Genomic DNA, 26,415 nt, shown 5'->3' with positions numbered 1-26,415 from the left:
GTGGGCGTGCGAGGCCAGCGGGCCAAAGAGAGCGCAGTCGAGCCGCTAGCCCTCAGTGCAGTTCGCTGCCCCCATCCACAAGCACACCCACGGCACCAGAGCTCTCGCCGACTCCAACACGCGCGGAGAGAACCAAATCATGCCCGAGTAACGCAACTCGAACAGTGCTCTCGCAGCCCCACTCCCACCCTCAGAACTATGGTGTCCCACCACATACGCCACTGACCTGCGGATTCCTACGGTATGGCGACACACAACCGTCCCCGCCAACTGCTGGAAGTGGTGCCGATGACCTCCCCCGCGACCGCTCCCCCACCCCCCGCCAACCTCAAACGCATCGTCACGGCCAGCCTCATCGGCACCACCATCGAGTGGTACGACTTCTTCCTCTACGGTTCCGCCGCCGCGCTCGTCTTCAACAAGCTCTTCTTCCCGGGCTCCGACCCGCTGGTGGGCACCCTGTTGTCGTTTCTCACCTACGCGGTGGGGTTCGCGGCACGGCCCCTGGGTGCTCTGGTCTTCGGGCACTACGGCGACCGGATCGGGCGCAAGAAGCTGCTGGTGCTGAGTCTGCTGATGATGGGCGGGGCGACCTTCGCGATCGGGCTGCTGCCGACGCACGCCACGATAGGGACGGCCGCGCCGGTCCTGCTCACCGTGCTCCGGCTGGTCCAGGGGTTCGCGCTCGGCGGTGAGTGGGGCGGTGCCGTGCTGCTGGTGTCGGAGCACGGGGACGCGCGGCGGCGCGGGTTCTGGGCCTCGTGGCCGCAGACCGGCGCGCCGGCGGGGCAGTTGCTCGCGACCGGTGTGCTGTCCCTGCTGACGGCCGTCCTGTCGGACGCCGCGTTCGGCAGCTGGGGCTGGCGGATCCCGTTCCTGCTCTCCGGGGTCCTGGTGATCGTCGGTTTGTGGATTCGTCTGTCTGTCGATGAATCGCCGGTCTTCAAGCAGGCGTTGGCGCAGGCAGAGGCCCGCAAGGCGGACCGGGGAGCGGAGGCGGAGAAGCTGCCGCTCGTGGCCGTGCTGCGGCACCACTGGCGTGACGTCCTGGTCGCGATGGGCGCCCGCATGGCGGAGAACATCAGCTACTACGTGATCACCGCGTTCATCCTCGTCTACGCCACCACCTCGGCCGGTGTCTCCAAGCAGACCGCGCTCAACGCGGTGCTGATCGCCTCGGCGGTGCACTTCGTGGTCATCCCGGCGTGGGGCGCGCTGTCCGACCGGATCGGTCGCCGTCCCGTCTATGTGATGGGTGCCGTGGGGGTCGGGCTGTGGATGTTCCCGTTCTTCTCACTGATCGACACCGGCGGCTTCGGCAACCTGATCCTCGCCGTCACGGTGGGACTGGTGCTGCACGGGGCGATGTACGCCCCGCAGGCCGCGTTCTTCTCCGAGATGTTCGCGACGCGCATGCGCTACTCCGGAGCGTCCATCGGCGCGCAGTTCGCCTCGGTCGCGGCGGGCGCGCCCGCGCCGCTGATCGCGACCGCGCTGCTGGCCGACTACGGCAGCTCCACGCCGATCGCCCTGTACGTCATCGCCGCCGCCGTGCTCACGGTCGTCGCTGTGGCGGCGGCCGAGGAGACCCGTCACCGGGACCTGGCCGACGTCGCCCCTCCGGCCGACACGGACCGGACGACGGCCGCCCCGGCGGCGGACGCCCGGACCAGCTGATCCTCCAGGATCCTGCCGGCCCAGCCCCCGTACGACCGTGTACGACCGTGCCGGCCACGTACGGGGGTCACGTCACTGCTGTCCCGTCTCCGACAACCGGTGCAGACGCAGGGCGAGTTGGATCTCCAGGGCGCGGGCCGGGGTCTGCCAGTCGTCGCCGAGGAGGCGGCCGACCCGCTCCAGGCGCTGGGCGACCGTATTCACATGGACGTGCAGTTCGTCCTTGGTGCGTGCGGGGCTCATGCCGCAGGCGAAGTACGCGTCGAGGGTGCGCAGCAGTTCGGTGCCGCGTCGTCGGTCGTATGTGACGACCTGGCCGATGGTGCGGTCGACGAAGCCGGGTATGTCCTGGTCGCCGGCCAGCAGCAGCCCCAGGAAGCCGAAGTCCTCGGCGGCGGCCCCGTCCCCGGAGCGGCCGAGCAGCCGCAGGGCGTCGAGGCAACGCCGGGCCTCCGCATAGGCCGTGGCCACGGCTTCGGCGTGGTTTGCGAGGTCCTCGGCGGGTGCGGAGGCACCGACGGTGACCGGTGTGTGGACCGCTGTGCCCAGGTGCCGGGCGGCGCGGCGGGCCAGGCCGGTGGCGCTGTCGCCGGGGCTGAGGGGCAGCAGCAGGACGGTGCCGCCGTCGCGCGCGGCGGCCAGGCCGTGCCGGGTCGCGGCGAGGTGGGACGCCGCGGCCGCGAGGCGTCTGCGCGCGTCCGCCTCCTGGTCGGCGTCGGCCGCGGTGCCTTCGAGGCGCGCGGCCAGCACCACGTGGACGGCGTCGAGGTCGGCGTGCAGGCGGGCCGCGCGCTCCCGCAGCAGGCGCGGGTCGCGGTCGCGGGCGTCCAGCAGGTCGTCCAGCAGTTCGCCGCGTACGCGCTGTTCGGCCTCGGCGGCGGACCGGCGGGCGAGGAGCAGCAAGGAGGTGACCATGGCGGCCCGCTCCAGGGTGCGCTGGTCGACGGGGTCGAGCCCCGGGTGGCCCCGCAGCACGAGGGCGCCGAGCAGTTCCCCGCCGGCGGCGACGGCGGCGATCCAGTCGTCCTCGAACCGCACGGCGTGCCCCTCCGCGCGGGACGTTTCCAGGGCCTCGGCCGGTGCGGTGGCGGCCTCGGCGAAGACGACCGTGCCGTCGAGGACCTCGGAGACCGCTGCGGCCACGTCGTGCACCCCGCCGCCCCGCAGGACCAGCTCGGCGAGCCGGTCGTGCACGTCGGAGGCCCGCTCGATGACGCCGCTGCGGTCCCGGATGATCTCGTTGGCCAGCTCCAGGTCGGCGAGGGCCGACCGGGTCTCGGCGAGCAGGTTGGCGGTGTCGATGGCGGCCGCCGCGAGGGCGGCGAAGGAGCCCAGCAGGGCGATCTGCTCACGCTCGAAGACCCGGGCACGGCGGTCCGCGGCGAACAGCACGCCGATGACGTGGTGCCCGAGCATCAGCGGCACGCCGAGGATGGCCACGAGCCCCTCGTCCCGCACGCCCGCGTCGATGGTGAGGGTGTGCTGGAAGCGGTCGTCCTTGAAGTAGTCGTCGGTGACGTAGGGGCGGGCGGTCTGCGCGACCAGGCCGCCGAGGCCTTCCCCCATGCCGAGCCGCAGCTGCTGGAACCGGGCCGCGACCGAGCCCTCGGTGACCCGCATGTGGGTGTCGCCTCTAGCCGGGTCGTTCAGGCTGAGGTAGGCGACGTCCGTGCCCAGCAGCGACCGGGCGCGCTGCACGATCGCCTGGAGCACGGCGTCGAGGTCGCGCAGCCCGGCGAGGTCGTGAGCGGTCTCGAACAGGGCGGACAGCTCGGCCTCGCGCCGGCGCCGTCCCTCCAGCTCCGAGCGCACGCGCAGGGCGAGCGGCTTGGCCCGCTCGAGCGCGGCGATCCACTCCGCGGACCGGCCTTCGGCGCGCGCGAGCAGCACCGGCTGCTCGTAGGCGTCGGCGGAGGCGCCCCGGGCCAGCAGCTCGAGGAACGGCGCCTCGACGTCGGCCGACGGTGCTTCGGCGGCGCCGGTGGAGCGCTCGGCTGACTGCGTGTGATCGCTGGACATGCTCACAGGATTCACCATGACCGGGCCGTCCCGTCAGCCCTGTGGATATCTCGCGGACCGACGAGGCCACGAGGTCAATGGGCGGTCCAGCCGCCGTCGAGCACGAGCGAGGTGCCGGTCACGAAGGACGCCTGCGGACCGCAGAGATACGCCACGGCCTCGGCGACCTCCTCCGGTTCGATGAGCCGCTTGACGGCGCTGTCCTGCAGCAGCACCTCGGACAGGACGCGTCCCTCGGGGATGCCGTGCGCCTGCGCCTGGTCGGCGAGCTGCTTCTCGACCAGTGGGGTGCGCACATAGGCGGGATTCACACAGTTCGAGGTGACACCGTGGGGTGCGCCTTCGAGGGCGGCGGTCTTGGAGAGTCCTTCCAGGCCGTGTTTGGCGGCCACATAGGCCGACTTGTAGGCCGAGGCGCGCAGCCCGTGTACGGACGACACATTCACGATGCGGCCCCACCCCTGTCCGTACATGTGGGGCAGGGCACCGCGAATGAGCCGGAACGGCGCCTCCAGCATCACGGTCAGCACCATGTGGAAGGCGTCGGGCGGGAACTCCTGGATGGGGCGCACCAGTTGGAGCCCGGCGTTGTTGACGAGGACGTCGGTGCCCGCGGCGGCGCGTTCGGCCGCGTCCAGGTCGGTGAGGTCGAGGACGTGCGGTTCCACGGTGCCCGCGAGGTCGTGTCCATGTTCGGCGAGTGTCTCCAGGCCCGCGGCGTCGCGGTCGACGGCTCTCACCTCGGCCCCGGCGGCCGCGAGCCGCAGCGCGCAGGCGCGGCCGATGCCGCCGGCGGCGCCGGTGACAAGCGCGGTGCGGCCGCCGAGGTCGAGCGAGGAGGCGTGGGGAGCCGGGGAGACACGGGGCACGGTCATGCGTCGACCTTAGGAAGCGCCCCTACCTGACCCCATGTGGTCACGCCCCATAGTTCAGCCGGAGGCAGTGGGGTCGAACCATGTGGGGGCGTCCGACACAGCCTGCTTGATCCTGAGCAGGCCGAACTCGTTCAGTTCGGGCAGGGCGTCGACGTCGAACCAGCCCACGTCCAGCGACTCGTCGTCGTTGACCCGTGCCTCGCCGCCGACGGCCCGGCAGCGGAGGGTGATGTCCATGTACTGGCAGGTGTCGCCGTTGTCGTACGTGACGGGGTCGAGCGACTGGACGAGGACGACGCGTTCGGCGACGCAGTGCACGGCCGTCTCCTCGTGGACCTCCCGCACGGCGCAGGCCGCGGGCTCCTCCCCCGGGTCGGGAATGCCGCCGATCACGGACCACTTGCCGGTGTCGGACCGGCGGTTGAGCAGCACTCTGCCCTCGTCGTCGAAGACGATGGCGGTGACTCCGGGGAGCCAGAGCAGCTGATGGCCGGCCGATGCGCGGAGGGTCCGGATGAAGTCAGGAGTAGCCATGACGACGACCCTAATCGGCCGGTCGCGGTGTCCCGCGCGATTCAGGCAGCGTGCGACGGGCGTACGGCTACACGTCACCGGCGCGTCGTCCGCGCAGACCGGCGCCGACGGCCCACCCCAGTCCGCCGGCCGCGACGAGCACGAGGGCGATCTCCGGCAGGACCCCCAGCCGAGTGGCAGGGGTCTGGGAGGAACGCAGCGGCACCTTCTGCACCAGCGAGTCGGCGACGAACATGCCGGTCTTCTGTGTGATCTTCCCGTCCGGCATGATCATCGCGCTGACGCCGCTGGTCACCGGCACCGTCACGGTCCTGCTGTGCTCGACCGCGCGGACCCGGGACATGGCGAGCTGCTGGTAGGTCATCTCGCTGCGGTCGAAGGTGGCGTTGTTGCTCGGCACGGAGATCATCTGAGCGCCGTCGGTGACCTCGGAGCGCACGGTCCAGTCGAAGGCGGCCTCATAGCAGGTGACGAGGCCGACCTTCGCGCCGTCCATGGTGAACACGCCCGGCTCGGTGCCGCGGCTGAAGTCCTGGCGGACCATCGCCGTCCAGTTCTTGTTGATCGCGCCGATGAAAGAGCGCAGCGGCAGGTACTCGCCGAACGGCTGGATCTGGCGCTTGTCGTAGGTGTCGACTGGGCCCTTCGCCGGGTCCCACAGGATCTGCTCGTTGTACAGCTTGCCGTCGCGCTCCACGACGCCCCCGACCGAGATGGGCACGCCGATGGCCTTGGCGGCCTTGTCGATCACGGCGCGGGCGTCGGGATTGGCGAAGGGGTCGATGTCGGAGGAGTTCTCCGGCCACAGCACGAAGTCCGGACGGGCGACCTTGCCGGCCTTGACCTCGGCGGCCAGGCGTTCCGTCTCGCGCGCGTGGTAGTCGAGCACGGCCCGCCGCTGGGAGTTGAAGTCGAGGCCCGCCCGGGGCACATTGCCCTGGATCGCGGCGACGGTCACGCTGCCGTCCTCCGCCTTGTCGCTGACCAGCGGCCGGGCCGCCACGGCGCCCACGACCGGGACGGCCACGCTCAGCAGGCCCACGGCCGCGGCGGCCCGTCGTACCGTCCCGGTGCGCCGGGTCCGCACGGCCAGGCGGACGACTTCGTACAGCCCGAAGCCGCAAAGGACCACGGCGAAGCCGAGCACCGGGGTACCGCCCACCGCCGCGAGCGGCAGGAACACCCCATCGGCCTGCCCGAACGCGACCTTCCCCCAGGGGAAGCCCTCGAACGGCACGCGCGCGCGTGCCGCCTCTCCGGCGATCCACACAGCGGCCGCCCACACCGGCCAGCCGGGAAGTTTCGACACGGCCGCGACGCCCGCGCCGACCAGAGCGACGAAGATCGCCTCGATGACGACCAAAGCGAGCCAGGGGCCGGGCCCGACCTCCACTCCGGTCCACACCAGCAGCGGCAGCAGGAAGCCGAGGCCGAAGAGATAGCCGAGGCCCAGTCCCGCCTTCCAGCTCCGGCCGCGCAGCACCCAGCCGAAGACGGAGAAGGCCGGCAGGGCCAGCCACCAGAGGGTGCGGGGCGGGAAGCTGACATAGAGGAGCAGGCCGGAGAGCGCGGCTGCGGCGGGCGGAACGAGACGCCGGGCCCACGTCCGCGCCCCGGGCGCGTTCCGCGGCTCCAACTGGTCCGACTCGCCGACGGAGGTTGCGGTGACGGTCACTCCCGGAGTCTAAGGCGAGTGACCTTGAGGCCGACAGCGCGGTCCACGAGGCGGCGGCACCAGGCCGTACGGGCGACCGAGCGCGGCGTCGCCCCGCGTCCGCAGCATCGTTCCTGCTCATTTCGTCACGACACATCCACAAACCGCCCACCAGCGGCTACGGTGTGCCGAAGCCTCAGTCGTGCGGCCCGTGGCGGCCCGTGCGGCCGGGGTCTTCACAAGTCGGGGGCGACGTGGTGCGGGGGGCGGGGCGGGGTGGGTTCACGTGGGCTGACGTCCGCGTCCGGGCTGGACGCGGACGGCGAGAGAAGAATCGTTTCCGATGCGGCGGGCGTCGTGGTGCTGGGGGCCTGCGCCGGCTGGTCCCTGATCACGGCCGCGGTGCACGAGGGCCGGCCCGAGGGCGTGCTCCTCGCGGTGCTGGCCGTGGCGGCCGGGTACGCCGCGGGGCGGATCGGCGGGGCGCTGCTGCCGGTCGGCGCGCCGTGCGCCGGGGCGCTGGCCGGTGTCGCGCTGACCGTGGCCGTTCCGCACCTCGCCCCGGGTCCGCAGATCACCGCGCCCCTGGGACACGCCGGGGCCACAGCGGCCGTGCTGACGTTGTCGGCCGGTGCCGCGTGCTGCGCGGCCTGGGCCGCCGCCGCTCCGGCCGTCCGGATCGCCCTGCGCCTGCTGGCCGCCGGAACCGCGGTCCTGGCGGCCGTGCTCGGCTCGACCACCGGCTGCGTCACCTGTGCGGCGGTACTGCTGTGCTCGCTCGCCGCCGGCCGCACCCGTCACCGCGGCGCCGGCCTCGCCGTACTGGCCGCGGTCGCCGCCCTGGTGACCTGCCTGGCCTGGGCGGTCGCCGCGCGGTCCGTACCGGGCGGGTTCGTGGCCGCCCTCGAAGGGCGTCTGACGCCGCACCGCGTACAGCTCTGGGAGGACGCGTGGCACCTGCTCCGCGAGGACGCCGTTCTGGGGGTCGGCCCGGGCCGCTTCGGGGAGCTGAGCACGACGGCCGCCCAGTCACTGGTGTCCGACGGCAAGCCCCACTCGGCGCCCCTGCAGCAGGCGGCCGAGCAGGGCATCGTCGGCGTGGCCCTGCTGGCGGCGGCGTTCGGCTGGGTGCTGTACGCCCTGTGGCGCGGCCCGCGCCCGACGCCGGTGGTGCTCACCGCGGGCGCGACCCTGACGGCGCTCGCCGCCATCGCCGCGATCGGCAACGCGCTGAGCTTCACCGCGGTGTCGGTGGGTGCGGGCCTGCTGGCGGGCATGGCCACGGCACGCCCCTGGGCCGACGAGCAGTCGACCCGGGCCCCGGACACCCACCCCCGCGGCGCCGGACGCACCCCTGCCTGGTGACCGGCCGCCCCGGTGGTCACGGCCGGCGTACCTCCGCTCTCAGTGCGCGGGAGCGCCCGGCTTCGTGGGCCGCAGCCGTGCCTCGATCACCTGTACGGCCGCCTCCGCGTCGTCCACGGTGATCGTGAAGGTGTGTCCGTCCCACAGCTCCAGCACGACACCCTCCCCCTGTCGTACGACCACGGCAGTGCCCTTCTCGGGCCGCCAGCGGTAGCCCCAGCCGCCCCAGTGCCGGGGGGTGACGTGCGGGATGTACGTGGCGCCTGCCACATGGGAGAGCGGGATGCGGCGGCGGGGCAGGCCGATGTGGCCGCAGCGCACCTCGAGGTGCTCGTCGTCGACGCGCAGCGCGACGTGCACGAAGGCGAGGGTGCCGAAGAGGACCAGCAGCCCGGCGGCGATGCAACCGACGACGGCCATGACGAGCGGGGCGCCGGACGTCCACGCCGAGTCGACGGCCAGCTCGATGCCCAGCGCCATGCAGGCGGCGCCGACGAGCGCCAGCAGCCACTGGACCCGGTTGGTGGCCCGTCCGGTCCAGACATCGGGGTGCGAGTGGGGAGCGTTCTCGCCGTGGGGGTGGTCCCTCATGCATATGAGGTTACTCAGGTTTCGCTCTGCCGGTAGCTGATGGCGGAGCGTGACTGCGCCGACCGGGCGGCGGCCCGGCACGGGCGACGGCGTCCGGTGACCGGTGCCGGTCAGCCGGCGGGCGTGACCGCCTGGAGCAGTCGCCCTTCGTCGTACGCCAGGGCCGGCGCGGGCAGCGTGCCCTCGCGTCCGCTCAGCAGCACGGTCAGGGTGCCGTGGGGCGTGGCCCCCGGTGCGGGCTGCTCGCCGAGCCGGCGCAGGGCCTGGGCGGCGACGGCGCCCGCGGAGCCGTGCAGCACGAGGGGCGGGCGGCCGGGGCGCTGGACGGCGGTCCGGATGCGCTCGGCGACCAGTTCGTAGTGGGTGCAGCCCAGGACGACGGTCGTCACCTCGTCGGGGGTGAGCGCGGCGGCCGCGGACACGGTGGCGTCGATCGCCGCCTCGTCCGCGTGCTCCACCGCCTCGGCGAGGCCCCAGCAGGGCACCTCGGTGACGGGCACTCCGCCGGCGAAGTCCCGGATCAGGGCCTGCTGGTACGGGCTGCCCGTGGTGGCCGGGGTGGCCCAGATGGCTATGGGCCCGCCGCCGGCCGCGGCGGGCTTGATCGCCGGGACGGTGCCGATGACCGGGAGCTCCGGTTCGAGGCGGGCGCGCAGGGCGGTGAGCGCGTGCACGGTGGCGGTGTTGCAGCCGACGATCAGGGCGTCGGGGCGGCGCGCGGCGGCCGCCTCGGCGACGGCCAGGGCACGCTCCGTCAGGTTTTCCGGGGTCCGCGGGCCCCACGGCATGCCGTCGGGGTCCAGGGAGAGTACGAGATCGGCGTCGGGGCGCAGCCGCCGCATCGCGGCGGTGGCCGCCAGCAGGCCGATTCCGGAGTCCATGAGCGCGATCTTCACCCGATCACGATAGACGATGAGCCTTCTCGGCCAGGTCCGGTGGGGCAGACTGCGCGCGTGAGCGCCGTTGTGTGGACTGCCGCTGGATCACTTCTCGCCTGGCTGTGGCTGCTGCTCTGTCAGGGCTTCTTCTGGCGCACGGATGTGCGACTGCCGCCGCGCCGCGACCCGGACGCGTGGCCGGCCGTGTGCGTCGTCGTCCCGGCCCGCGACGAGGCGGCGATACTGCCCGCCGCGCTGCCGTCGCTGCTCCTGCAGGACTATCCGGGACGGGCGGAGGTCTTCTTCGTCGACGACGGCAGTTCGGACGGCACCGGTGATCTCGCTCGGGAACTGGCGCGCCGGCACGGCGGGCTGCCGCTGACCGTGGGCTCGCCGGGCGAGCCGCCCGCGGGCTGGACCGGGAAGCTGTGGGCGGTGCGCCACGGCATCGGCCTGGCACGCGCGCGTGATCCCGAGTATCTGCTCCTGACGGACGCCGACATCGCCCACGCGCCGGACAGTCTGCGGGAATTGGTGGCGGCGGCCCGCGCGGGAGAATTCGACGTGGTCTCGCAGATGGCCCGGCTGCGCGTGGAGAGCACCTGGGAACGGCTCGTCGTGCCGGCCTTCGTCTACTTCTTCGCGCAGCTCTACCCCTTCCGCCGGATCGGCAGGAAGGGAACGCGGACGGCCGCCGCGGCCGGCGGTTGCGTCCTGCTGCGGGCGGAGACCGCCGAGCGGGTGCGGGTCCCGGACGCGTTCCGGCACGCCGTCATCGACGACGTCGCCCTCGCCCGGGCCGTCAAGCGCGGCGGCGGGCGTGTCTGGCTGGGGCTCGCCGACCGGGTGGACAGCGTGCGGCCGTATCCGCGGCTGCACGACCTGTGGCGGATGGTGTCGCGCAGCGCGTACGCCCAGCTGCGGCACAACCCCCTGCTGCTGGCCGGGACGGTCGCGGGGCTGGCGCTGGTGTACCTGGTGCCGCCGGTGGCGGTCGTGGCCGGCCTGGCCGCGGGGAGCGCGGCGGCGGCGATCACCGGCGGACTGGCGTGGCTCGTGATGACCGGTACGTACGTCCCGATGCTCCGCTACTACCGGCAGCCGCTGTGGCTCGCTCCCCTGCTGCCGTTCACCGCGCTCCTCTATCTCCTCATGACGGTCGATTCGGCGGTGCGGCACTACCGGGGACGCGGTGCGGCCTGGAAGGGCCGCACCTACGCCCGTCCGGACGCCGTGCCCGACGAGGGCTGACGGCCGCCGGTGAGAAAGGGGGTCACTTCCTGCCGGGGGTCCAGTTCATGCCCCACCCGTAGGCGTAGTCGACCGTGCGCTGCGGGCTGACCCCGCGCTCGGGCACCAGATAGCGCGCCTCCCGCTGGACGACCAGGTCGCCGCCGGTGTTGGTGATCAGGGCGAGCGCGCACACGGGCGAGGGGACCGTGCACTCGTCGAGGGAGAACTCGATGGGGGCTCCGTACTGCGGCTGGAGCGTGACGGTGGCGTTCAGGTCGGCGAAGGAGCGGGCGCCTTCGTAGATGGTGACGAAGACGAGGATGCGCCGGAAGGCGTCCTTGTGGTCGAGATTGACGGTGAGGTTCTCACCGGCCGTCACGGCGCCCGTGCGGTCGTCGCCGTCGAGGTGTATGTACGGGGGCTGACGCAGCGCGCCGAAGGTGTTGCCGAGAGCTTGTACGACGCCCTTGCTGCCGTCGGTGAGTTCGAACAGCGCGCACAGGTCGAGGTCGAGGTCGGAGTGCATCGCGGCCGGGCGGCCGAATTTGCTGCTCCACCCCGAGAACTGCTTGCGCACCTCCCAGTTGAGGTTCACACGGAGGGCGCCGGAGGTGCCGCCCTGCTTGGTGAGCGAGACGGAGGGGGCCGCCTTGGTGAGCGTCACCTTGGTCAGACGGACCGGCGCCGGTGCCGCCGGGGGCGCTGCGGGCGGGGGCGGGGGCGGGGCCGCCGGCCGCGTCATCGGCGGGGGCGTGGGCGCCGGGGGCGCGGCGGGCGGCGGGGCGGCCATGTGCTGTGCCGCGGCCGGGGCCGTCTGCTGCGGCTCGTCCACCGTGATGCCGTAGTCGGTGGCCAGCCCTTCGAGCCCGCTGCTGTAGCCCTGCCCGACGGCCCGGAATTTCCAGGCGCCCTGGCGGCGGTAGAACTCGCCCAGCACGAAAGCGGTTTCACTCGTGGCGCCCGGGTTGTCGAAGCGGGCCATCGGGGTGCTCCGGTCGGCGTCCTGGACCTCGATGTACAGGTCCGGGACCTGCCCGAAGGTGCCGCCGTCGGCGGAGGCGGCGAGGACGACCGTCTCGATGGCGGGCTCCACGCGCGTGAGGTCGACGAGGAGCGCGTCGGTCACCTGGCCATCGGCGTTCCGCTTGCCCTCGTGACTGATCGCGCCGGAGGAGTGCGCGGGCTGGTTGTAAAAGACGAAGTCCGCGTCGGAACGCACCTTCCCGCTTACCAGCAGCAAAGCGGAGGCGTCCGCGTCGGGCACACCCGGTCCGGTCCGCCAGCCCAATTCCACCCGCAGCGCCGCGGTAGGCACAGGAGTGTTTGAACCTTTCAGCATTTGCATGTCCGCCCCCATCGCGTATCACCGCGCCAGGCACATCCCGGCCGTCCGTCGAGTTCCTGCGCACAACCTATTCCTCCCCGCGGCGAACTCCCATGCGCCGCCACCGGAAGATCCGGCGGCCAACCCCTGGTAACCCGCCCGGAACTCGGCCTTTACACGATCAGAACCCGGTTCGGTGCCCTTTTTTGGCGAGTTCGCTCGCATTGGGGATCCCAGGTCACTGGGGACGCGGAAAACAACCCTCTTATCGGTCTCCCCAACCAGCACATCGTTGGCTTAACTTATGTGGCATGACCTCCCCCCGCTCCACCTATGGCGGCGGCTACTACTCCGCCTCCTTCCCGGACACCCCGATCTACGACAGGCTCGTCGCCGAGCGGGGCACCCCGCAGATCGCCCCGATCCGGGTCCCCGCGCAGTACGACATGCCCGGCAGCAACCTGCCCGCCCTCCCGTCTGCGCTGCCCGCTCTGCCGGCAGCCCCCTCCCAGCCCGCCTACGGCTATCCGCAGGCGCAGCAGCCCGCCCCGCTCCAGCAGGCGCCCGCGGCGTACATCCCGCAGCAGGCCTCCGCACCGCGCGGCTATCCCGGCCCTCAGCCCCAGCAGCCGCGCCAGGCGGCACCCGGCGGGGGTTACGAGGCGATGCGCCCCGCGGCTCCGCGGCCCGCGCCGGCTCCCTATCAGGACCCGTACAACAACCAGCAGTACCGCGGTTACTGAGCGCCCCCCGGGGGTTGTCGGTGCCGACTGGCACGATGACCCCATGGGGATCGCACAGCTGCACTCGATTCACGTCCATCCGGTCAAGGCGGTCCGGGGCCTGGCGCCCCGGAAGGCCGTCGTGGAGCCCTGGGGGCTGGCCGGAGACCGGCGCTGGGTGCTGATCGACGACGGGGGAACGGTCCTCACCCAACGCCGGCAGCCGCGCCTGGCACCCGCCGCCGCAGACCTCCTGCCGGACGGCGGCGTCCGGCTGTCCGCACCCGGCATGGAGCCGCTGACGGTACCCGTTCCCCGCCCCCTCGGCACGGTGCCGGTGCAGATCTTCCGCGACAAGGTCGAGGCGGTCCCGGCCGAGGACGAAGCCGCGCACGCCTGGTGCAGCGCCTTTCTCGGCATCGATGTGCGCCTCGTGTACATGCCCGATCCGGCCACGCGCCGTCCCGTCGACCCGGAGTACGCGCGGCCCGGCGAGACCGTCTCCTTCGCCGACGGCTTCCCGCTGCTGCTCACGACGACGGCCTCGCTCGACGCCCTCAACACCCTGATCGCGCAAGGCGACCACGCGGACGAGGGCCCGCTGCCCATGAATCGTTTCCGGCCGAACGTGGTCGTGGCGGGCACCGCCGCCTGGGCCGAGGACGCGTGGTCGCGCATCACCGTCGGGGAGGTGTCGTTCCGGGTCGCGAAGCCCTGCGGCCGGTGCGTGGTGACCACCACCGACCAGAGCACGGGCGAGCGCGGCCGCGAGCCCCTGTACAGCCTGGGCCGGCACCGGCGGCTCGGCGGCAAGCTGGTCTTCGGGCAGAACCTGGTGCCCCTGTCCCGGGGCACGATCCGGGTCGGGGACCCTGTCAGGGTCCTCTGACAGCGCGGGGGTGAGAGGTCTCCGACGCGGTCGGGAACCGCCCCACGGGCCCGGGCGTTGGCCTTGTGTGAGAAGTTCATGAGAGACCCGTGAGAGGTGATTTGGCTCTCTCTTGGACGGGTCGGCGCGTGGACGGCTCCGCCGGGGGTTATCACGGAGCGGGAAGGGGGTGCGGTCGGTGCGAGCGATCAGGGGGCTCTGGCGCTGGCGGCGCAATCCGCTGTGCCGCGCGACCGATCTGGCCGAGGCCTGGGTGGCGCTGGCCGCCCTGCTGCTGATCCTCCTGGTCGCCCCGGTGGCCGGGGCCTTCGTCGGAGGCGCCGCCCAGGACACGCTGCAGCAGTCCGTCCGGACCCAGCACGAGGCGCGGCATCCGGTGACGGCCACGGTGGTCCGCAAGCTGGACCGCTCCCCGCTCGACGCCGACCCGGAGACCTCGACGGGCAGGGATCTGCGCAACCGCGTCCTCGCGGACTGGACCGCCCCGGACGGCACCGCGCACCAGGGCCCGGTCCTGGCGGGCCTCAAGGACCCGCAGCAGGGCGACGAGTTCCGGATATGGACCGACCGGCACGGCCGGATGGTGGCCCGCCCGCTCGACTCCGCGACGGCGTCGACGCACGCGGTCCTCGGCGGCATCGGCGCGGCACTGGCGGCCGGCGGCCTCGTGGAGGGCGGCAGGCGGCTGATCGTCTGGCGCATGGTCCGCCGCAGGTACGCCCGTTGGGACCAGGCATGGGACAAGGCGGGCCCGGACTGGGGCAGGACGGGCACCGGCAGCTGAGACGGCCTTCCGACTCTGGTCAACCCACCACCCGCGCGCACGCTACGGTGGTCCGGCCGAGACGATCGGCACAACCCGCGCGCGAGCGAGCAGGAGGGGCGCGCCGGTGTCGCTGCCGCGTGCGCGCGCAGGCCCGAGAGGCCGAGCACGGCCGCGACTCACGACACGGGCTGAAGCGCCCCGAGGGCGAACGAGCCATCAGTACGACCGAGGTGGGGGCACAGCTACACCATGGCACAGGGCACGGTCCAGGTGACGCACACCGGCACCTCGCGGTGGCGGCGCCGCACGGGTGAGTACGCATCGCTCGCCGCTGCCCTGGAGGCCGCGGCCGACGGCGACGTCCTCACCGTCGCCCCCGGCACCTACCGGGAGAACCTCGTCGTGCAGCGCGCGGTGACCCTGCGGGGGCCGGAGGGCTCCCCCGGCTCGGTGCGGATCGCGCCGGTGGACGGGGTGCCGCTGACCGTGCGTGCCTCGGCGGTGGTGCAGGACCTGCATGTGGAGGGCCAGGACTCGGCCGCCCCGGCCGTCCTGGTGGAGGAGGGCACACCGGAGCTGCGGAACGTGCGGGTCGTCACGCGCTCGGCGGCGGGGATCGAGGTGCGCGGCAGCGCCCGGCCCACGGTCCGGCGCTGCGCGGTCGACAATCCGGCGGGCGTCGGCATCGCCGTACTCGACGGCGCGGGCGGCGTGTTCGAGGAGTGCGAGGTCGTCGCGGCCGGCCAGTCCGGTGTGGCCGTGCGCGGCGGCGCACACCCCCGTCTGGAGCGCTGCCGGGTGCACCACACCTCGGGCTCGGGCCTGTCGGCGACCGGGGAGAACTCGGCGCTGGAGGCGGTGGGCTGCGAGATCTACGAGGTCCGGGGCAGCGGGGTGCAGATCACCGGCCGGGCCACCGCGCACCTCACGGACTGTGATGTGCACCGGACGACGGCCGACGGCGTCACGCTGGACACGGACGCCGTGCTGACCCTCGCCGACTGCCGTATCCACGACATCCCGGAGAACGCGGTCGATCTGCGCTCGCGTTCGGTCCTCACGCTGACGCGCACCACGGTGCGGCAGTTCGGGCGCAACGGCCTGTCGGTGTGGGACCCGGGCACGCGCGTGGACGCCAACCAGTGCGAGATCTTCGACAGCACGGGCGACTACCCGGCGGTGTGGGTGAGCGACGGTGCCACGGCGGTGCTCGACTCGTGCCGGGTGCACGACGTGCCGGACGCGCTGTTCGTCCTCGACCGCGGTTCGCGCGCGGACGTCGTCGACAGCGACCTGTCGCAGGTGCGCAACACGGCCGTGTCGGTGAGCGACGGCGCGACCGCCCAGCTGGACGACTGCCGGATCCGGGACGCGGCGACGGGCGCCTGGTTCCGCGACCACGGCAGCGGCGGCACCCTCAGCAACTGCACGCTGGACGGCACCCAGACCGGCGTCATCGTCACCAAGGGCGCCGACCCCACCGTGGAGCGCTGCACGATCGACTCGCCGGCGGAGGCCGGGGTCTATGTCTCGGCCGGCGGCCGCGGCAGCTTCCAGAACTGCCGGGTGACGGGCAGCGGCGGCTACGGCTTCCATGTGATCGACGGCAGCCGTACGACGCTCAGGAAGTGCCGCACGGAGCGGTGCACGCGCGGGGGCTACGAGTTCGCGGACAGCGGCGCGGACGCGGCGTCCGGGACGGGCCCCGTGGTGGAGGACTGCACCAGCGACGAGAGTGCGGGGCTCAGGGCGCCCGCGGCACGGGAGACGGCCGTGCAGACGGTGAGCCACTCCCCCGGCCTGCTCGGCGCCCTCCCGGAGCAGCGCGCCGAGCCGGCACCCCCGGCCCCGGCCGTGGAGCCCGAGCAGTCCTCCCGCACCTCGAAGGCGGTCCTCGGTGAACTGGACGCGCTGGTGGGCCTGGAGAGCGTCAAACGCGAGGTGCGTGCCCTCACCGACATGATCGAGGTCGGCCGGCGTCGGCAGCAGGCGGGCCTCAAGGCGGCGTCGGTCAAACGGCACCTGGTCTTCACCGGCTCCCCCGGCACCGGCAAGACGACGGTCGCGCGGCTGTACGGCGAGATCCTCGCCTCCCTCGGGGTGCTGGAGAAGGGCCATCTGGTCGAGGTGTCCCGGGTCGACCTGGTGGGCGAGCACATCGGCTCGACCGCGATCCGCACCCAGGAGGCCTTCGAGAAGGCGCGCGGCGGCGTGCTGTTCATCGACGAGGCGTACGCGCTGTCCCCCGAGGACGCCGGCCGCGACTTCGGCAAGGAGGCCATCGACACGCTGGTGAAGCTGATGGAGGACCACCGGGACGCGGTCGTGGTGATCGTCGCGGGCTACACGGCCGAGATGGAGCGCTTCCTGTCGGTCAACCCGGGTGTGGCGTCCCGCTTCTCGCGGACCATCACCTTCAGCGACTACGGCCCCGAGGATCTGCTGCGGATCGTGGAGCAGCAGGCCGAGGAGCACGAGTACCGGCTGGCGCCGGGCGCCGCCGAGGCCCTCGGGAAGTACTTCACGGAGCTTCCCAAGGGCCCGGCGTTCGGCAACGGCCGTACCGCCCGGCAGACGTTCGAGGCGATGGTGGAGCGGCACGCGAGCCGGGTCGCCCAGGTCGCGGAGCCGAGCACGGACGACCTGACGCTGCTCTACGACGAGGATCTGCCCGAGCTGCTCTGAGGATCCTCCTCCGTGCCCGGGCAGGGCGGCTCGCCGGAGTGCCGGGGTGCCGGCAGGCCCGGCCGCAGCCGGGCCAGCAGCGTGCGGCGTTCCTCGGCGAACGCCGGGTCGGCCTGGTAGTCGGAGTGGCCGAGGATCGGCGCCGGCAGCGGCAGCAGGTCTGTGCGGCCGTAGGCGAGTGGGTCCTTCAGGGGGCCGTGGTCGACCTGGTGGCCGCGGTCGCCGGGCAGGCGCATCGGGCCGCCGATGGGGTCGGTGAGCCGGTAGAGGTTGCGCCAGCAGTCGACCTCCCGGTGCAGTGAGCTGAGCGCGGCGGGGCCGAAGTGTGCGGGGAACCAGCGGCCGTAGAGGCGTTCCAGCGGGGAGCCGTAGGTCAGCAGCGCGACGCGTTTGCGGGCGGACGGGGCGAGTTGCCAGGCCGCCGCGGCGGCGAGCACGCTGCCCTGCGAGTGCCCGGAGATGACCAGCCGTCCGCCGGTGGTCCGGGTCCAGGTCGCCATCCGCCAGGTCAGGTCGGGCACGGCGCGTTCGGCGTAGCAAGGCGGGGCGAAGGGGTGGGCGGCGCGCGGCCAGAAGGTGCCGACGTCCCAGAGGATGCCGATGGTGCGGCGGGCCGCCGCATCCTTGTAGGCGCGCCGGCCCCAGGTGACGAACAGTATGAAGCCGAGGCCGATCAGCCAGGACCCGAGGGCCTGGGCGGTCTCCGCGGCGCCGTGGACGACGGGGTAGGCGCCCTGCGCGGCCTCCCCTGGTGTCTCGTCGGTGGTCAGGGCGCCCACCAGGGCTCCGGCGCCGAGGAGCAGGGTGACACCGGAGGTGACGGCGACGATGCGGGGTCCCCGGTCGGTGAGCGCGGCCATCGCGCGGGTGTAGGCGATGCGGCGGGTCCGGGCGCGGTCCTGGGTTTCGTCCGGGTAGTCGCGTGCCACGGCCTCGCGCTCTTCGCGGGCGATCTGCCAGGCGCGCCGGCCCAGCCAGCCGAAGAGCACCAGGAGCACCACGATCAGGGGCGGGATGACGGACGCCTGCCAGGTCAGCAGGACCGGTGGGCCGTCGATCGACATGCCGGTGCCGTCCAGCCAGTCGGACACGCGCTGGGACACGCCGCCGGACATCACCCCGCCCAGGGCGCAGGCGAGCATCGCGACGGCCGGTCCGCCGAGGCCGCGCAGCACGGCCCGCCGGTCGGGGTCGGTGCGGTGCAGGGCGTGGGCGACGCCGGCGAGGACGATCACGAGCAGGCCCTGGACCAGAGCGATACCGCCGAAGGTCATGTCGCCCGGCAGCCGCCCGGCCGACTCCCAGCCGGGGCGCTCCCATCCGGCGTACAGCAGGGCGAGGCCGAGCAGGACGAGCGCGGCGAGCGGCAGGCGTCGTACGAAACGTTCGTCGAGCTCCCGGTCGAGGCGCTTCTCGCTGCGGCCCCGGCGGCACACGACCCACACCACGGCGACCGCGCAGGCAGCGAGGGCCGCCTCCAGGAGCAGGCCCAGGATGTTCAGTACGGCGGGGCCGCCGGGCTCACGGTCGCGGCGGGCGGCGGCGCTGGCGACCGCGGCCGCGACGGTGATCAGTCCGGCGGCGGTGTGCGCGGCGCGCAGCCGGGCGACCAGCCGGCGTCCGTACCAGAACCCGGGACGCCCCAGCGCGGTCGGGCTGCCGTCCTCGTCGGGCTCGGGGTCGCGTTCGATCGGCTGCTGGGACTCGTAGTCGCTCCAGGTGCGCTTGGACAGGTACCAGAGCAGGGCGGTCACGGCGGTGGGGACGAAGGCGGCGAGGGCGAGCCTGCGGCCGGGGCTGCTCCACCAGCCGCCGTCCGAGACGGTGGGCGAGAGGAAGCCCAGCCAGGAGTGGCGGTCGGCGCACGCGGGGGTGCCCGCGCACTGCCATGCCGCCAGGTCGAGGGCCACCTCGCAGGCCGCCGCGACGAGCAGCACGGTCAGGGTGAGTGCCGCCAGCCGCACCAGGAGGCCGTAGAGGCGCACCGTGCGTCTTCGGCCACGGGCGGTGGGGCGCATCCAGTGGGCGAGGTTGACGACCATGAACGGCAGCAGCAACAGCCACAGGGCGCGGGTGCCGTTTCCGGAGGTGAGGTTGCACCAGACGTAGGCCTCGGGCACCGGTCCGTCGCGGCGGTGGGCGTCGGGGCTGCTCTCCGCGTCGACGTCGTCGGCGCGGCGGAAGACGGCCGCGATGTTGTCGCCGGTGATCCGCACCGTGCGCGGATCGTTGAGCATGTCCTGTGGCGTGGTGCCGCCCACGCCGTGGACCAGGAGTTCCAGGGCGGTCCCGGTCTCGCCGGGCCGCGGGGCGGGCTGGTCCGGCCCGCCGGTCGAGACATGTTCCTGCGCACGTTCCACTGATTCGCACTTCCCCCGTGACACGCCGTCGGCTCTGTCCGTGCGGGCACAAGGATCTCCACTTCTGCGGCGCCGCACACCTCCTGTCACGGAATCTCCCCGATCCGTGATGCGGGGAAGCGACGGATGAGCCCCGAGTGACATGTGCGCGACGAGTGGTCGGTGGCGCCGCCGGCTCCGCGACATGCGAGGATGAGACGTCCGCGCACCGGAGCCCGGGGAGAATGTCCTAGTGGGGGCGGGTGTGCTGGCCGAGTCGGACGGCATTGAGGCGAAAGGACCGGAGCGTACGTGAGCGAGAATCAGAACCTCCTCGCGGAGCAGCGGCGATCCCTGATCCTCGACGAGGTCCGCCGCCGGGGCGGTGTCCGGGTCAACGAGCTGACCCGCAAGCTCGGCGTGTCGGACATGACGGTCCGCCGCGACCTGGACGCGCTGGCCCGCCAGGGCGTGCTGGAGAAGGTGCACGGCGGCGCGGTCCCGGTGGTCGAGGCGAGTACGCACGAACCGGGCTTCGAGGCGAAGTCGGGCCTGGAGCTCACCGCCAAGGAGGACATCGCGCGGGCCGCGGCCAAGCTGGTCGCGCCGGGCGCGGCGATCGCCCTGTCGGGCGGTACGACGACCTTCGCGCTGGCGCACCAGTTGCAGGACGTGCCGGATCTGACGGTGGTCACCAACTCGGTGCGGGTGGCGGACGTCTTCCACGCGGCGCAGCGCACCTCGGGCCCCCGGCAGGGCGCGGCCACGGTCGTGCTGACCGGTGGGGTGCGCACTCCGTCCGACTCGCTGGTGGGGCCGGTGGCCGACCAGGCGATCGCGGCGCTCCACTTCGATCTGCTGTTCCTCGGTGTGCACGGCATATCGGTCGAGGCCGGTCTGTCGACGCCGAACCTCGCGGAGGCCGAGACGAACCGGCGTCTTGTGCAGTCGGCCCGGCGGGTGGTGGTGGTCGCCGACCACACCAAGTGGGGCAAAGTGGGCCTGAGTTCCTTCGCCTCACTGGAGCGGATCGACACGCTCGTGACGGACGCCGGCCTGCCGGACGAGGCGCGCGGCGTGGTCGTGGAGCATCTGCGGCGACTGGTGGTGGCCGGGGAGCCCGAGGAGGGGGCAGACATCTGACGGGCCGCCAGCTAGGGTGACGCTTCCGGTCATCGCCCGTTCCGTGCGAGGAGGGCTTCGTCCATGCCTCACCGTCTGCGCCCCGTCGGGCTCGACTTCGCCGGGATCGCGCCCGTGCGGCATGTCTCCGCGCTGGTGATCTCGGCTCCCGTGGAAGCGGTCTACCGTGCGCTGGAGGACGTGCCCGGCTGGGTCGACTGGTTTCCCCAGGTGACGGCCGCCCGCGAGATCGACGGGGGCGCGGGCCGCGACATCACGCTCACCGGGGGCGTCCGATTCCGTGAGTCAATCATCGCGGCGAAGGAACCCGAGGTGTACGCCTACCGCGTCGACGTCACCAACGTGCCCGGGGTGCGGGCGATCGTCGAGGAGTGGCGGCTCGCGCCGGCCGGCGACGGCACCCGGGTGCGGTGGACCTTCGCCACCGACGGGACGGCGGCCTACCGGCTCGCCATGAAGCCGATACGGACAGCCCAGGCGCGCGCCTTCCGGAATGCCGTCTCGGCGCTGGACCGGAGGCTGGCGGCCTGACCCTGCGGGCCCGGTCTCGGTCCGGCCGGACGGCCAGCCTCAGTCCGGCCAGACGCCCGTCTCCAGCAGCGAGTCGATCACGGCCGTGTACGGCGCGATGTCCAATCCCTGGGCGGCGAGCCAGGTGTCCGAGTAGTACTTGTCGAGATACCGGTCCCCCGGGTCGCACAGCAGGGTCACGACACTCCCCTGCCGCCCCTCGGACACCATCTCGGCGACGATCTTCAGCGCGCCCCACAGACCCGTGCCCGTAGAGCCGCCCGCCTTGCGGCCGATGGCGCGCTCCAGTGCCCGTACGGCGGCGACGCTGGCAGCGTCGGGCACCTTCATCATCCGGTCGATGGCGCCCGGCACGAAGCTCGGTTCCATACGGGGCCGGCCGATGCCCTCGATACGGGATCCGCAGTCGTAGGTGACGTCCGGATCGCCGGTGGTCCAGCCGTCGAAGAAGCACGAGTTCTCCGGGTCGGCCACGCAGACGCGGGTGTCGTACTGCATGTAGTGGATGTAGCGCGCGAGGGTCGCTGAGGTGCCGCCGGTGCCCGCCGTGGCGACGATCCACGCCGGCTCGGGATACCGCTCCAGGCGCAGCTGACGGAAGGTGGATTCGGCGATGTTGTTGTTCCCGCGCCAGTCCGTGGCCCGTTCGGCGTAGGTGAACTGGTCCATGTAGTGGCCGCCGGTCTCCGCCGCGAGACGGGCGGACTCCTCGTACATCGTGCGAGGGTCGTCCACGAAGTGACACCGTCCGGAGTGGAACTCGATGAGACGGATCTTCTCGGCGCTCGTCGTGCGCGGCATGACGGCGATGAAGGGAACGCCGATGAGCTTCGCGAAGTACGCCTCGGAGACGGCCGTCGAACCGCTGGAGGCCTCGATCACGGGTCTGCCCGGCCGGATCCAGCCATTGCACAGGCCGTAGAGGAAGAGGGAGCGGGCCAGCCGGTGCTTGAGGCTGCCGGTGGGATGGGTGGACTCGTCCTTCAGGTACAGGTCGATGCCCCAGCGCTCCGGCAGGGGGAACTGGAGCAGGTGCGTGTCGGCCGAGCGGTTGGCGTCGGCCTGGACCCTGCGGACGGCCTCTTTCAGCCACGCGCGGTAGCCGGCGTCGCTGTGGTCGACGTCGAGGGTCACGCCGGTCCGGGTCTGCTGGGGAGTGCTCACGAGGGGGCTCCTAACGCTGCGCGCCGACGGCACGTCGCGCGGCCGACACCTCGATGATATGCAGCTTGTGCACGCTTCTCACCTGCATAAACGCATCTTTGAGCCCCCCAAAGCGCCCCCTGGGGCAGAGGCCGGGGCAAGGGGGCGCGCGGTCCCGGGGGCGCGTTCCCGTATGTGCTGCGGGCGCCCCCCGGCGAGGGGGTCGCACGCACTGGTGCTCGACGCCGGGTGCGGGCAGACTTCACCGCGGGACCAAGGCCCCGCACGGGGTACCGGCAGGGGTACGACGCACCGCCGGAGCAGGCTTCCGAGGCACACTGGATCAGAACACGAGCCGTACCGGGCGCCGCGGGGAGCGCGGGCCGGTACACCGAGGCGCACAAGGGGGCGGGTGGCATGGCGGAGCCGGAATTCAGGGCCACGGGCGTGCGGATCGGGAAGCGGCTGCGTTCGCTCACCCGGGCCGGACAGGTCCGGATCAGCGACGGCCGGCTCGAGCTGCTGACCAGCTATGGCAGTGAGATCGACAGCGCCCCGGTACAGGCGGTGCGCGCGTCCAAGCCCTGGTTCGGCCCCGATGACCGGGCCACGGCGGATCTCAACGGCAATCGGTACCTGCTCACCCTGGGCGATCACGACCCCGCCCCGGGCGAGCCGGGGCCGCCCGCGGCACGGCGCTTCATCGAAGCCGTGCGCCGAGCGGCGGGGCGTGGCGACTGAGATGTCCGCGAGTTGCGGTACCTCACCCCCTGCGTCACTCTGGTCTCACGTCACTCTGGGTTTACCGGCGATAACGCTGCGAACCAGCCCGCCGGCCACGTCAGCGGGCGGCGGTGTCATGAAGGCGCCCTGCTGGATCCGAACTCCGTGTTCTTCCGGACCTCACGTCGGGGAGTCGCAGCCGTGATCAGCTACCCAAGCAGACACTGCACGGTGGAGCTTCAGGCTCTGCCGTCGCGGATCGGCCAGGTCCGCAGAATCGTATCTGCGCAATTGCGCTACTGGCATCTGGACGCCCTGATCGACCGGGCCTCGCTCGGCGTGACGGAGCTGTTGTCCAACGTCCACCGGCATGCCCAGCCCGACAAGACCTGCACGGTGGAGATAGAGCTCCTCCTCGACCGGCTCACGGTCTCGGTGCACGACCACGACCCGCGGATGCCCGTGGTGGAGGACCCTCAGGACATCGCGCCGCTGGCGACCTGCGGGCGCGGGCTTGCGATGGTGGCCGCCATGAGCGAGAGCTGGGGCGTCCGGCCGGACGGCGAGTCCGGCAAGGTCGTGTGGTTCACCCTGCCGACCTCCGTGGTGGCGGCGCCGTCACGCCGGGCGCGCCGCGCCGTCCTGGAGAAGCCCGCGCGCAGGTTCGCGGAGGTCTCCTCCGTCGACGGGCTACGGCCCGACCATGCTCCCGCCCGGTCCGCCGTTGCCGGCTGACCGGGCGGTGACCACCCTTCGCACGGCGGTCACTCCGAGTTGACTCGTTCGGTCAGTCAGCATGCTCACGCACCACCGCCCTTGGCCGAGCGTCCGAACTCCTCGTTCAGCACGGACAGCCGGCGCCAGTACTCGTCCTCGTCGATCTCGCCGGAGGCGAAGCGGTGGCCGAGCACGGCGATGGGCGAGTCGTTCTCGACGGCGGGCTGCCGCCAGGGGCCGCCCCGCCGTCCGCGCCACACGGTGCGGCGCAGCAGCGCGATGCCGCCGCCGATCACCAGCGCCCAGACCAACGGGAAGAACAGGATCCACGGGCCGGGCCCGCCGCCGTCGCCGAAGTTCGCCAGGGTCTGCATGTCGTCCAACTCCTCGGATGCGTTGCCGCGATGTTTTCTGTGCTTCCGAGAGTCGCCCCGCAAGGGGGCACCGGTCGTCGTACGGCCAGCGGCAGTCTGCGTACTTCGTGGGTAGTAGGCGCGGCCTCGACTTCTGTAACTACTGGTATGTACAGTGAGCGCATGAGCACCTCGGAACGGCTGATCGAGTCCACCCGCGAGCTGCTGTGGGAGCGCGGCTACGTGGGGACGAGCCCCAAGGCGATCCTGGAGCGCGCGGACGCCGGGCAGGGCAGCATGTACCACCACTTCAAGGGCAAGCCCGATCTCGCACTGGCCGCGATCCGGCGGACCGCCGAGGAGATGCGGGCTGCCGCCGAGGGAGTACTCGACGGCCCCGGAACGCCGTACGAGCGCGTCGAGGCATATCTGCGGCGGGAGCGCGATGCGCTGCGGGGCTGTCCGATCGGCCGGCTGACCATGGACCCGGACGTGATCGCGAGTGACGAACTGCGTGCCCCGGTCGAGGAGACCCTGGACTGGCTCCGGGGGCGGATCGCCGGGATCGTCGAGGAGGGCAAGGAGCAGGGCCAGTTCGTGCCGTCGCTGGACGGCGAGGAGATCGCGACGGCGGTCGTGGCCACGGTCCAGGGCGGCTATGTCCTCGCCCGCGCCTCCGGCTCCCCCGCCGCGTTCGACGCGGGGGTGCGGGGCTTGCTCTCGCTGCTGGCACCCCGTCCCGCCTGAGGAGGCTTCCGTGCACGCCATGCAGTACGAACTCACCCTGCCCGCCGACTACGACATGGGCGTCATCCGCGACCGGGTCGCCCGTGTGGGGCGGCTGCTCGACGACTGGGAAGGGCTCGGCCTCAAGGCCTATCTGATGCGCGAGCGCGGCCTGCGCGGCTCGCCGGTCAATCAGTACGCGCCGTTCTATCTGTGGAACACCGTGGAAGGCATGAACTCCTTCCTGTGGGGCGGTGGGTTCCAGCGGCTCGGTGACGACTTCGGTCGGCCGTCCGTGCGGCAGTGGACGGGGCTCGCGTACGAGGAAGGGGGCGGATCCCAGGCGCGGTTCGCGGTACGGCACCGCCGACCGGTCCCCGATGGGGGGCTGTTGGCCGAAGTGGCGGCGGACGCGGTGGGTGAGGCCCGGCGGCTGGCGGCGGAGGACGGGGCCCTGCTCGCGGCGGCCGCCGTCGACACGAGCCGGTGGGAGCTGGTGCACTTCTCGCTCTGGGAGCACGACACGCCCAAGGCCGACGGTGACGTGTTCGAGGTGCTGCACCTCTCGGCGCCCGGCCGGGACCGGCTGCCCCGAGGTCGCCAGTGGTGACCGCGATACGCACGGTGCTGGGGGACGTAGCCCCTGAAGACCTGGGCGTGTGCGACGCCCACGACCATCTGTTCTTCGGCAGTCCCCGGCTGCCCGGCCAGGAGCTGCGCAGCGTGGCGGCGGCGCGGGCGGAGCTGGCCGCGTTCCGGGAGCGGGGCGGCGGGGCCGTGGTGCAGTGGACGCCGTACGGGCTGGGGCGGCGGGCCGCCGATCTGCCGCCGCTGTCCCGGGAGACGGGCGTGCATGTGGTCGCCGCGACGGGTCTGCACCAGGCCGTGCACTACGACGACGACACGCTCGCCGGGCTGCGGGGCCGGCTTGCCGACGTCTTCGTCTCCGAACTCACCGAGGGCATCGGGGTGTCGGGGGTGCGGGCGGGGCTCGTCAAGGTCGCGGGCGGGTTCCACGCGCTGGACGCGCACGCCCGCTGGACCATGGCGGCGGCGGCCGAGGCACATCACGCCACGGGGGCGGCCGTCGCTGTGCATCTGGAGCTGGGCACGGGCGCGCTCGATGTACTGGACCTGCTGTGCGGGGAGTTGGGGGTGCCGCCGCACCGTGTGGTGCTCGGGCATCTCAACCGCTCCCCCGACCTCGTGGTGCACCGGCAGGCGGCGGAGTTCGGCTGTTATCTGGCCTTCGACGGGCCGTCACACGCTCACCACGCCACGGACTGGCGGATGCCGGACGCCCTACGGGCTCTCGCCGACGCCGGGTTCGGGGACCGGGTGCTGCTGGGCGCGGACACCACCACGGCCGCCGCCCGCTCGGTGGGCGGCGGCCCCGGGATGCCGTATCTGCTGCGCAGGGTGCGGCCCCGGCTGGTCCAGGCCGTGGGCGAGGACCTGGTGGGGCGCATCCTCACGGAGAACCCGGGCCGGGCGTTCGCGGTGGAGTGGCGCTGAGCGGCGTGGTCGC

24 protein-coding genes are annotated in these 26,415 nt (G+C 72.7%); 14 read left to right on the top strand and 10 right to left on the bottom strand.

Annotated elements, in window-relative coordinates; genetic code table 11:
• Positions 1-288 precede the first annotated feature (288 nt).
• On the top strand, positions 289-1,677 hold the full coding sequence (locus ACFT32_RS11025) for an MFS transporter (protein WP_382488861.1): 1,389 nt from the start codon (positions 289-291) through the stop codon (positions 1,675-1,677).
• Positions 1,678-1,749: 72 nt separating this feature from the next.
• Here the strand turns inward: ACFT32_RS11025 and ACFT32_RS11020 are convergent, their stop codons facing one another.
• The 4 genes from ACFT32_RS11020 to lnt form a co-directional block, all read right to left on the bottom strand.
• The gene (locus ACFT32_RS11020) at positions 1,750-3,696 is read right to left on the bottom strand and encodes a helix-turn-helix domain-containing protein (RefSeq protein ID WP_382488109.1); all 1,947 of its coding nucleotides are present in this window, start codon (positions 3,694-3,696) and stop codon (positions 1,750-1,752) included.
• A gap of 74 nt (positions 3,697-3,770) precedes the next feature.
• Complete coding sequence (locus tag ACFT32_RS11015; protein ID WP_382488108.1) at positions 3,771-4,571, bottom strand: 3-hydroxybutyrate dehydrogenase; 801 nt, start codon at positions 4,569-4,571, stop codon at positions 3,771-3,773.
• A 54-nt stretch (positions 4,572-4,625) separates the two neighbouring features.
• Positions 4,626-5,105, bottom strand: a complete 480-nt coding sequence (locus ACFT32_RS11010; RefSeq protein ID WP_382488106.1) for an NUDIX domain-containing protein — start codon at positions 5,103-5,105, stop codon at positions 4,626-4,628.
• A gap of 67 nt (positions 5,106-5,172) precedes the next feature.
• Entirely contained in the window at positions 5,173-6,780 is a 1,608-nt protein-coding gene (gene lnt / locus ACFT32_RS11005; protein ID WP_382488105.1) for an apolipoprotein N-acyltransferase, read from the bottom strand.
• A 288-nt stretch (positions 6,781-7,068) separates the two neighbouring features.
• Between lnt and ACFT32_RS11000 the strand changes: the two genes are divergently transcribed.
• A complete protein-coding gene (locus tag ACFT32_RS11000) occupies positions 7,069-8,124 on the top strand; it encodes an O-antigen ligase family protein (protein ID WP_382488859.1) in 1,056 nt (351 codons plus the stop codon).
• A 39-nt stretch (positions 8,125-8,163) separates the two neighbouring features.
• On the opposite strand, the gene ACFT32_RS10995 is transcribed toward ACFT32_RS11000, so the two are convergent.
• Together ACFT32_RS10995 and ACFT32_RS10990 are read right to left on the bottom strand one after the other, a co-directional pair.
• A complete protein-coding gene (locus ACFT32_RS10995) occupies positions 8,164-8,715 on the bottom strand; it encodes a hypothetical protein (RefSeq protein WP_382488103.1) in 552 nt (183 codons plus the stop codon).
• A 110-nt stretch (positions 8,716-8,825) separates the two neighbouring features.
• The gene (locus ACFT32_RS10990; RefSeq protein ID WP_382488101.1) at positions 8,826-9,611 is read right to left on the bottom strand and encodes a glutamate racemase; all 786 of its coding nucleotides are present in this window, start codon (positions 9,609-9,611) and stop codon (positions 8,826-8,828) included.
• 39 nt (positions 9,612-9,650) lie between these two features.
• On the opposite strand from ACFT32_RS10990, the gene ACFT32_RS10985 reads away from it, so the two are divergent.
• A complete protein-coding gene (locus ACFT32_RS10985) occupies positions 9,651-10,844 on the top strand; it encodes a glycosyltransferase (RefSeq protein WP_382488100.1) in 1,194 nt (397 codons plus the stop codon).
• Between the two features lie 22 nt (positions 10,845-10,866).
• Here the strand turns inward: ACFT32_RS10985 and ACFT32_RS10980 are convergent, their stop codons facing one another.
• Positions 10,867-12,165: a TerD family protein gene (locus ACFT32_RS10980; RefSeq protein WP_382488098.1), complete on the bottom strand. Its 1,299-nt coding sequence runs from the start codon at positions 12,163-12,165 to the stop codon at positions 10,867-10,869.
• Positions 12,166-12,461: 296 nt separating this feature from the next.
• Here ACFT32_RS10980 and ACFT32_RS10975 point away from each other — a divergent pair, with 296 nt between their 5' ends.
• The 4 genes from ACFT32_RS10975 to ACFT32_RS10960 all read left to right on the top strand — a co-directional run bounded on the left by ACFT32_RS10975 (position 12,462) and on the right by ACFT32_RS10960 (position 17,212).
• The gene (locus ACFT32_RS10975) at positions 12,462-12,893 is read left to right on the top strand and encodes a DUF6643 family protein (RefSeq protein ID WP_382488096.1); all 432 of its coding nucleotides are present in this window, start codon (positions 12,462-12,464) and stop codon (positions 12,891-12,893) included.
• A 43-nt stretch (positions 12,894-12,936) separates the two neighbouring features.
• Positions 12,937-13,761 (top strand): MOSC domain-containing protein, encoded by an 825-nt coding sequence (locus ACFT32_RS10970; RefSeq protein ID WP_382488094.1) that lies wholly within the window; start codon positions 12,937-12,939, stop codon positions 13,759-13,761.
• 178 nt (positions 13,762-13,939) lie between these two features.
• Positions 13,940-14,545, top strand: a complete 606-nt coding sequence (locus tag ACFT32_RS10965) for a hypothetical protein (RefSeq protein WP_382488092.1) — start codon at positions 13,940-13,942, stop codon at positions 14,543-14,545.
• A gap of 231 nt (positions 14,546-14,776) precedes the next feature.
• Positions 14,777-17,212, top strand: a complete 2,436-nt coding sequence (locus ACFT32_RS10960; protein WP_382488091.1) for a right-handed parallel beta-helix repeat-containing protein — start codon at positions 14,777-14,779, stop codon at positions 17,210-17,212.
• Here the strand turns inward: ACFT32_RS10960 and ACFT32_RS10955 are convergent.
• Complete coding sequence (locus ACFT32_RS10955; RefSeq protein WP_382488089.1) at positions 17,182-19,572, bottom strand: hypothetical protein; 2,391 nt, start codon at positions 19,570-19,572, stop codon at positions 17,182-17,184. The two genes, ACFT32_RS10960 and ACFT32_RS10955, sit on opposite strands and share 31 nt — an antisense overlap.
• Positions 19,573-19,863: 291 nt before the next feature.
• Between ACFT32_RS10955 and ACFT32_RS10950 the strand changes: the two genes are divergently transcribed.
• Both ACFT32_RS10950 and ACFT32_RS10945 read left to right on the top strand, forming a co-directional pair.
• A complete protein-coding gene (locus ACFT32_RS10950; protein WP_382488087.1) occupies positions 19,864-20,694 on the top strand; it encodes a DeoR/GlpR family DNA-binding transcription regulator in 831 nt (276 codons plus the stop codon).
• A 63-nt stretch (positions 20,695-20,757) separates the two neighbouring features.
• Positions 20,758-21,225, top strand: a complete 468-nt coding sequence (locus tag ACFT32_RS10945; protein ID WP_382488085.1) for an SRPBCC family protein — start codon at positions 20,758-20,760, stop codon at positions 21,223-21,225.
• Positions 21,226-21,264: 39 nt separating this feature from the next.
• Here ACFT32_RS10945 and ACFT32_RS10940 read toward each other — a convergent pair whose 3' ends face one another.
• Entirely contained in the window at positions 21,265-22,389 is a 1,125-nt protein-coding gene (locus tag ACFT32_RS10940; protein WP_382488083.1) for a PLP-dependent cysteine synthase family protein, read from the bottom strand.
• Positions 22,390-22,785: 396 nt separating this feature from the next.
• Here ACFT32_RS10940 and ACFT32_RS10935 point away from each other — a divergent pair, with 396 nt between their 5' ends.
• Together ACFT32_RS10935 and ACFT32_RS10930 are read left to right on the top strand one after the other, a co-directional pair.
• A complete protein-coding gene (locus tag ACFT32_RS10935; RefSeq protein WP_261682162.1) occupies positions 22,786-23,109 on the top strand; it encodes a hypothetical protein in 324 nt (107 codons plus the stop codon).
• 183 nt (positions 23,110-23,292) lie between these two features.
• The gene (locus tag ACFT32_RS10930; RefSeq protein ID WP_382488081.1) at positions 23,293-23,826 is read left to right on the top strand and encodes an ATP-binding protein; all 534 of its coding nucleotides are present in this window, start codon (positions 23,293-23,295) and stop codon (positions 23,824-23,826) included.
• A gap of 65 nt (positions 23,827-23,891) precedes the next feature.
• On the opposite strand, the gene ACFT32_RS10925 is transcribed toward ACFT32_RS10930, so the two are convergent.
• On the bottom strand, positions 23,892-24,182 hold the full coding sequence (locus tag ACFT32_RS10925; protein WP_382488079.1) for an SHOCT domain-containing protein: 291 nt from the start codon (positions 24,180-24,182) through the stop codon (positions 23,892-23,894).
• Between the two features lie 147 nt (positions 24,183-24,329).
• Between ACFT32_RS10925 and ACFT32_RS10920 the strand changes: the two genes are divergently transcribed.
• From ACFT32_RS10920 to ACFT32_RS10910, 3 genes are read left to right on the top strand one after another with little or no spacing between them, the layout of a single operon-like run.
• A complete protein-coding gene (locus tag ACFT32_RS10920; RefSeq protein WP_382488077.1) occupies positions 24,330-24,908 on the top strand; it encodes a TetR/AcrR family transcriptional regulator in 579 nt (192 codons plus the stop codon).
• A 10-nt stretch (positions 24,909-24,918) separates the two neighbouring features.
• Positions 24,919-25,497, top strand: a complete 579-nt coding sequence (locus ACFT32_RS10915) for a DUF4865 family protein (RefSeq protein ID WP_382488076.1) — start codon at positions 24,919-24,921, stop codon at positions 25,495-25,497.
• Complete coding sequence (locus ACFT32_RS10910; RefSeq protein ID WP_382488074.1) at positions 25,494-26,402, top strand: phosphotriesterase; 909 nt, start codon at positions 25,494-25,496, stop codon at positions 26,400-26,402. Before ACFT32_RS10915 ends, ACFT32_RS10910 begins: the two co-directional genes overlap by 4 nt.
• The last annotated feature ends 13 nt before the right edge of the window (positions 26,403-26,415 follow it).

The sequence above is a fragment of the Streptomyces sp. NPDC057002 genome (assembly GCF_042673825.1).
Lineage (GTDB): Bacteria > Actinomycetota > Actinomycetes > Streptomycetales > Streptomycetaceae > Streptomyces.
This window is presented reverse-complemented; position numbering and strand designations above follow the sequence as displayed.

Bases quoted from the DNA above. Each gene is read 5' to 3' on its own strand.
- ACFT32_RS11025 (WP_382488861.1), top strand. From the start codon at position 289: ATGACCTCCCCCGCGACCGCTCCCCCACCCCCCGCCAACCTCAAACGC.
- ACFT32_RS11020 (WP_382488109.1), bottom strand. From the start codon at position 3,696: ATGTCCAGCGATCACACGCAGTCAGCCGAGCGCTCCACCGGCGCCGCC.
- ACFT32_RS11015 (WP_382488108.1), bottom strand. From the start codon at position 4,571: ATGACCGTGCCCCGTGTCTCCCCGGCTCCCCACGCCTCCTCGCTCGAC.
- ACFT32_RS11010 (WP_382488106.1), bottom strand. From the start codon at position 5,105: ATGGCTACTCCTGACTTCATCCGGACCCTCCGCGCATCGGCCGGCCAT.
- ACFT32_RS10995 (WP_382488103.1), bottom strand. From the start codon at position 8,715: ATGAGGGACCACCCCCACGGCGAGAACGCTCCCCACTCGCACCCCGAT.
- ACFT32_RS10980 (WP_382488098.1), bottom strand. From the start codon at position 12,165: ATGCTGAAAGGTTCAAACACTCCTGTGCCTACCGCGGCGCTGCGGGTG.
- ACFT32_RS10975 (WP_382488096.1), top strand. From the start codon at position 12,462: ATGACCTCCCCCCGCTCCACCTATGGCGGCGGCTACTACTCCGCCTCC.
- ACFT32_RS10970 (WP_382488094.1), top strand. From the start codon at position 12,937: ATGGGGATCGCACAGCTGCACTCGATTCACGTCCATCCGGTCAAGGCG.
- ACFT32_RS10960 (WP_382488091.1), top strand. From the start codon at position 14,777: ATGGCACAGGGCACGGTCCAGGTGACGCACACCGGCACCTCGCGGTGG.
- ACFT32_RS10945 (WP_382488085.1), top strand. From the start codon at position 20,758: ATGCCTCACCGTCTGCGCCCCGTCGGGCTCGACTTCGCCGGGATCGCG.
- ACFT32_RS10935 (WP_261682162.1), top strand. From the start codon at position 22,786: ATGGCGGAGCCGGAATTCAGGGCCACGGGCGTGCGGATCGGGAAGCGG.
- ACFT32_RS10925 (WP_382488079.1), bottom strand. From the start codon at position 24,182: ATGCAGACCCTGGCGAACTTCGGCGACGGCGGCGGGCCCGGCCCGTGG.
- ACFT32_RS10920 (WP_382488077.1), top strand. From the start codon at position 24,330: ATGTACAGTGAGCGCATGAGCACCTCGGAACGGCTGATCGAGTCCACC.